Genomic DNA, 4,991 nt, shown 5'->3' on the forward strand with positions numbered 1-4,991 from the left:
GTTGCGGATGGGCAGGGATATGCGGCAGAAGTCGGGCATCAGGTAGACCCGGCGCTGCCTGTTGAGCTGCTTCCATTGCGGCCCGCCTATGGGCTGTGGATTCTGATTGGCGAATTCTTCCATAAGGAGGTATACTCTCTATTGCTTAGTTTTGTTCCCCGTTCTGTTTCCGGCAGGCGGGGATTTTCTCTTACTAAATTCAGTATACCTACGCGGTGACGGTTCTTGTCAAAGGGGCAGGACTCAAGGTTTCCGTTCGGCATCCGTTGTCTGTTTTCCGTGCTGGCGGGTCATCTTTGACTTGTCAGCGAACCGGTTCAGGGCGTCCTTGTCCTCGTTGCAGTAGCAGTTGTTTCAGCACTGTGGTGAGCAGAATCGCTGGATCTTCCTCTTGCCCTTGGTCGGCAGATATGGCTTGCTGCATTACAGGCAGCGGCCCACATAAAGGCTGTTGATCTCGCTTGTTTCGTGCATTGGTTCCTGCGCAGTTTTTTGATTTTGTGCTTGTCCTTGCAGCCGAATTTTGTCGGATTCGCGTATCGTGCGCAGAATTTGGCGTTATTTCAACGATAACGCTTGATTTTCCGCATTTTAATGCAAGAGGTCCATCTCTTGAATTTGGTTTGATTGTGGCTTGTCTGGACGTGATTGCTGTCTGCGCTGGTTGGTGCACTTGGGATGTGTTGGTGATGGTGGTTTCGTGATTGCTGGTGGGTCTGATGCTTGGGTGGTTACGTTTGGTGGGCTGTGATTGCTGGTGTTTTATGGATGTGGTGAGCTGGTTTCGGACCCTTTCTGGGATAACGGTGAAATGCTCGTTTCTGACTGCGGCGGTTCTTCCGGCGCGCACGCCCGGCTCTGTCCTTTCCTGCCGGCTCCGGCAGGCTTGTACCGCGTGCATGGAGGTGGAGAATCTGTCCACCAGGAGGATGGCCCAGGACCGGCTGGCCGTCCTGGACATGCCCTGCGGGACGCCTATGCGCAGCCGACCGCATGACCGCATGAACGAAGGGCGCCCCCGGAACCGTCATTCATGGGTTCCGGGGGCGCCCTCGCGTCCTGGTGCGGCGGCTGTCGGCTGCTCTTGCCCGTGGCCTGGACGTACCGGGCGACGGCCTTGCGGATGATGGCCGAATCGGGGATGCCCTCCTTCTTGGTCAGCCGGCTGGCCTTGTCGTCCAGGTCCTCGGGCACCCTGACCCTTCAGGTGCGTCGAGCGGTCCGTGCCTCGGCCCGCCGCTTCTCCAGTTTGTCCAGCCTGGCCATGCTCTGGGCCATGAGCGATGCGGCCTGCTCGTCGGTCAGCAGCGGGGCGCCGGGGTCCCGCCGGACGGCGGCCTCCGGGTGGTGGATCAGCTCCCCCCGGTCGGCTGCGCGGATCATCGCATCGATGTCCTCCTGGCTCTCGGATGTGATTTGCTTGGCCATTTTGCGCTCCTTTCCCTTTCCTGCACGCCTGTCCCTCTCCGCCCTCACCGGGTGGCCTCGGCCCGGCGCAGGCGCATCTGGTCGAATTCCTCCTGGAGGTCGCGGAAGAACTCGTCCTCATCCACTCCGCGGTTCGGATCCTTGCGTCGTACGGAGCCTGGTATGACGTCCAGGCGCTCCCCGCGTTCGGCCTTGGCGTTCATCTCCTCCATCTGCCGGCGCTCTTGTTCCGTCTTAGGCTCGTACTCGTATTCGTTCATGGCTATTCTCCTGTACCCAATAACATGGCTTTTTAAATTATTGGTTGGTGTGGTCTGGCCGTCTATCGGTCGTGCTTGTGCGACCTGATCAGCCGCCGCCACACGTCGGTGACGGTCATGATCTGGAAGGCGACGAAATCCCCGGGCTCGGCTTCCTTGACTATGACCTCGATGCAGCCCTCTTCAAGCGCCCCAGGATGCCTGGGCCCGACGAGCACCACGGCATCCAGCCCATTCCGATCCTGAATCTCCTCTTTGCCTGCATGATGCAGGACGGCATAGCCGATTTCCTGGCAGGCGTTACACCATGCCCGCCGGCGCTTCTGGCCATCTTGAGCGTTTTGAGCTCCCCTCTCCCCCGCCCTCCATCCATATAGCACCACACTGACGACCTACAGTCAAAGGCCGCACTCTTTTCCTCTGGGTGTTCCTTGGATCTTCCAGCCGCGGCCCTGCTATGGAGGGCATCCTTCTCGATGTTCCGCTCCAGCTTCGGATCCTTTGACTGAAAACCCCGATATGCCCTCCCGGAGCTCCGGCAGCCCATCCTCGCGCACGCCCGGCCTTTTTTCATGGGCATATGTCCCGCCCCATGCGTCTTTATGATAAGGGCCATGGCAAGCGAGGAAGTGTCTCCGGAGGACAAGGCCAGGGCCGAGCAGGTGGCCGACAGCGTCATCGGCCAGCTGCTGGCGGGCCAGCGGATGACCCTGATCGACGAGGACTCCCCCAGGGGCCGCTACCTGCACGCCCTGATCGAACGGGGCCGGCAGGAACACCTGATCGACATAGGCCGGTCCATGGGGCACCTGGCCTGGGTCACCCGCGAGCAGGCCGAGCAGATCAACGAGTGGTATGCCCGCCGGCGGGCCATCTACGCCAGACTCCAGTCCAGGGTCCGCCGCTGGTGACCGGACGCAGGCTCCCGGCAAGGCCCGCAACCGGTTATACACATTTCTCACGCCGGGCCCTGGCGCCTTGCCTCCAGGCTGTAGGCTGGGCCTTGCCATGCCGCCCGGCTCCCCCCGAAGCATGCGGGCGGCACGGCGTTTCTCAATGCTCTTCGACTGGGCCGTCGACGGTGCAGGTGCCGTACTCTTCCTGCACGGGGTCGCCGACCGGATGCTCTTCCCCTGTCGTGTCGTATTCCTCGCCGTTGGTGCACGGCCGCATCTGCGTCAGCTTGCCGATTTCCAGATGGCCGGGGAAGTACCCCATGTACTGCCGGGCTTTATGGTCGTAGAGGAGGATGCCCTCCTCCCTGCATACCAGCGGCTTGAGGCCGGAACCAAAGTCGATCTCTTCCCGTGCGGGGTATGTAAACCAAAGGGACGACGGGTTGGCCAGGGTGAAAGTCCTGATGCCCTGGTTGACCTGCTGCAGAAGATCCACTTCTCCCTCGATGTACCCGCTTGTCATAGTCATGATCGAACCTACCCTTCCTTTCCTCCCCGGGCCTCTGACAGCCAAGTATGAACCGCTCGCCGCTGTCTCAATTGAGCGGGAGAAGTGGTGGATATTCTATGAATTCTGGCCATGGGCTGTCCAATGATATTAGATGAAGTCATCGAGATAGGGAGGTATCCATGACGGATATACTGGCGAAAGTCCTAGAGGCGATGAGGCCAACAGGGAGGCATGGCCGCGCAAATGGTAGTCGAAGACAACTGCATTTACGGACCCTTGAATTGAAGCGGGCCACATGCAATGACCTCAAAGCCAAGAATAAGAAACTGCTGGACCATGCCGAGCGCCTGCTGGGACTCTGCACCTTGTCCGGCTTCACTACGCTCTTACCGAAGACCACTGGGAAGAATAACCCCGGTCTTGTGCAAAAGGGACTTCTCTGCGCGGCTGCTGTAGCATTGTTTGTTGTTGTGATTTTAGCCGTAAAAGCAATCCGCTCTGCTGTGGAAAGGTCTCGTGCGGACACCATATCATTTCCAGACATCACCGACCAGGAACAGGCGCAATCTGTAGACAGCGAAGAACTGGTCAGTCTCATTGATGAATGGAACGCTCGAATAGTGAAGTTGGAAACGGTGAATGATTCATACTCAAAGTCAGTCAAATGCATGTACCTTCTTTATGCAGTTGGCCTTGAACTCATCATCATCAGCCTTTTCCCCAGCCTTTTCTCTTTTCGGTGAGACGGCAGCTCCTGGTCAAGGGAAGCACCTGGCGGCAGGAATCTTTTGTCCCTTGGCCTTATGATTTTCGTATGGACGTCGACACCAAAAAGAAGACAATGAATAAGAACATAAACTCAGCTGCAAAACATTTCCGGCCACGCCTTCCAGAATCTATGGATTCAAAAGAAATAAAGCAATCATATGGAACGGTAAAAGACGACTCGCTTTTTGGTACACAAATAAATCTTCGGAGAAAAGAGCTTTTTTCTGGCTATCACAGCGATATGGGCTATCCTGAACCATTGGCGCAGTTCCTGGCCGATGCTCAGAATTGTCTGGCTGGAGATGCCGAACGACTCTATGATGCTATAAACAACAGCAAGCAATTAGAAAAAATTCGTGAAAACCTGGAGCAAACGCTAACAGTCCTGGAAGATTTCGACGAAGCGATAAAGAGCACAACAGGATGTAGGCTCGATTGCACTCATCATGATTTGTTTAAGCTGCTTGAAGAAGCCGTGAAGACCATACAGAACAAACCAGCATCCTGGTCGGAGCCAGAACGGAAAGTCAATGACTTTCTGTTAGGGAAAAGCCCCTTTTTCTCATTGAAGACCCCTAAAATAGCGGAAGAAAAACCGCAAGAGCAGAAGAAGAGACTCTACACGGTGTTCGTCGGCTCGACCTACGATGACATGAAGGACATCCGTGCGGCCGTGCTGCAAGAGCTGAACTCCTCGGAGGGCTATATACCGATCGGCATGGAAGACTTCACGGCCGCCGACGGAAGACAGCTCGAATACATCAAGGACAGGTTCAAGGACACCGATATCTACGTGCTTATCCTGGGCGGCAGGTACGGCAGCCTCATACCCAAGACCCGACCGGGCGAGGAGGACAAAAGCTATACGCAAAAAGAGTATGAGATGGCCATGGCAGACCCTGATATCAGGGTGCTGGCCTTCTTGTGCAGCAACCCCGGGGACCTGCCCGAGAAGAAACGCTGGAAAGACGACAAGGAACACGAACTGCTCACAAAATTTAGAGACAAGGTGAAAGACGACCACACGTTCATGCCCTGGGGCGCCAAAGACAGCCCGGAGAAGATCGCCGCTAACGTTTACCTGTCTCTGGCCCAAATGCACAAAAGCGCCCTGCGAGGCTGGGTCAG

General features: G+C 56.7%; 9 protein-coding genes. 4 read left to right on the plus strand and 5 right to left on the minus strand.

From position 1 onward, the window contains the following. Positions 1 to 461 precede the first annotated feature (461 nt). Positions 462 to 704, plus strand: a complete 243-nt coding sequence (locus CI603_RS08965; protein WP_147438290.1) for a hypothetical protein — start codon at positions 462 to 464, stop codon at positions 702 to 704. A gap of 271 nt (positions 705 to 975) precedes the next feature. On the opposite strand, the gene CI603_RS06315 is transcribed toward CI603_RS08965, so the two are convergent. The 4 genes from CI603_RS06315 to CI603_RS06330 form a co-directional block, all read right to left on the minus strand. Beyond that, entirely contained in the window at positions 976 to 1,194 is a 219-nt protein-coding gene (locus CI603_RS06315) for a ribbon-helix-helix domain-containing protein (RefSeq protein WP_121913476.1), read from the minus strand. Positions 1,195 to 1,203: 9 nt separating this feature from the next. Further along, on the minus strand, positions 1,204 to 1,428 hold the full coding sequence (locus CI603_RS06320; protein WP_121913477.1) for a hypothetical protein: 225 nt from the start codon (positions 1,426 to 1,428) through the stop codon (positions 1,204 to 1,206). A 44-nt stretch (positions 1,429 to 1,472) separates the two neighbouring features. After that, positions 1,473 to 1,688, minus strand: a complete 216-nt coding sequence (locus tag CI603_RS06325; protein ID WP_110424717.1) for a hypothetical protein — start codon at positions 1,686 to 1,688, stop codon at positions 1,473 to 1,475. Between the two features lie 62 nt (positions 1,689 to 1,750). After that, complete coding sequence (locus CI603_RS06330) at positions 1,751 to 2,071, minus strand: hypothetical protein (RefSeq protein ID WP_121913478.1); 321 nt, start codon at positions 2,069 to 2,071, stop codon at positions 1,751 to 1,753. A gap of 231 nt (positions 2,072 to 2,302) precedes the next feature. On the opposite strand from CI603_RS06330, the gene CI603_RS06335 reads away from it, so the two are divergent. Next, entirely contained in the window at positions 2,303 to 2,599 is a 297-nt protein-coding gene (locus CI603_RS06335) for a hypothetical protein (protein WP_121913479.1), read from the plus strand. Between the two features lie 142 nt (positions 2,600 to 2,741). Here CI603_RS06335 and CI603_RS06340 read toward each other — a convergent pair whose 3' ends face one another. Then, positions 2,742 to 3,113, minus strand: coding sequence for a hypothetical protein (locus CI603_RS06340; protein WP_121913480.1), 372 nt, complete (start codon positions 3,111 to 3,113; stop codon positions 2,742 to 2,744). Positions 3,114 to 3,274: 161 nt separating this feature from the next. On the opposite strand from CI603_RS06340, the gene CI603_RS06345 reads away from it, so the two are divergent. Together CI603_RS06345 and CI603_RS06350 are read left to right on the plus strand one after the other, a co-directional pair. Beyond that, positions 3,275 to 3,838: a hypothetical protein gene (locus tag CI603_RS06345; protein WP_121913481.1), complete on the plus strand. Its 564-nt coding sequence runs from the start codon at positions 3,275 to 3,277 to the stop codon at positions 3,836 to 3,838. Between the two features lie 71 nt (positions 3,839 to 3,909). Beyond that, on the plus strand, positions 3,910 to 4,991 hold a 1,082-nt coding region (locus tag CI603_RS06350; RefSeq protein ID WP_121913482.1), incomplete at its 3' end, for a DUF4062 domain-containing protein.

This window comes from Bifidobacterium sp. wkB338, from assembly GCF_003688325.1.
GTDB classification, from domain to species: Bacteria; Actinomycetota; Actinomycetes; order Actinomycetales; family Bifidobacteriaceae; genus Bombiscardovia; species Bombiscardovia polysaccharolytica.

Excerpts from the sequence above, each read along its gene's own strand:
- CI603_RS06320 (WP_121913477.1), bottom strand. The coding sequence starts at position 1,428 with ATGGCCAAGCAAATCACATCCGAGAGCCAGGAGGACATCGATGCGATG.
- CI603_RS06325 (WP_110424717.1), bottom strand. The coding sequence starts at position 1,688 with ATGAACGAATACGAGTACGAGCCTAAGACGGAACAAGAGCGCCGGCAG.
- CI603_RS06335 (WP_121913479.1), top strand. The coding sequence starts at position 2,303 with ATGGCAAGCGAGGAAGTGTCTCCGGAGGACAAGGCCAGGGCCGAGCAG.
- CI603_RS06340 (WP_121913480.1), bottom strand. The coding sequence starts at position 3,113 with ATGACTATGACAAGCGGGTACATCGAGGGAGAAGTGGATCTTCTGCAG.
- CI603_RS06345 (WP_121913481.1), top strand. The coding sequence starts at position 3,275 with ATGACGGATATACTGGCGAAAGTCCTAGAGGCGATGAGGCCAACAGGG.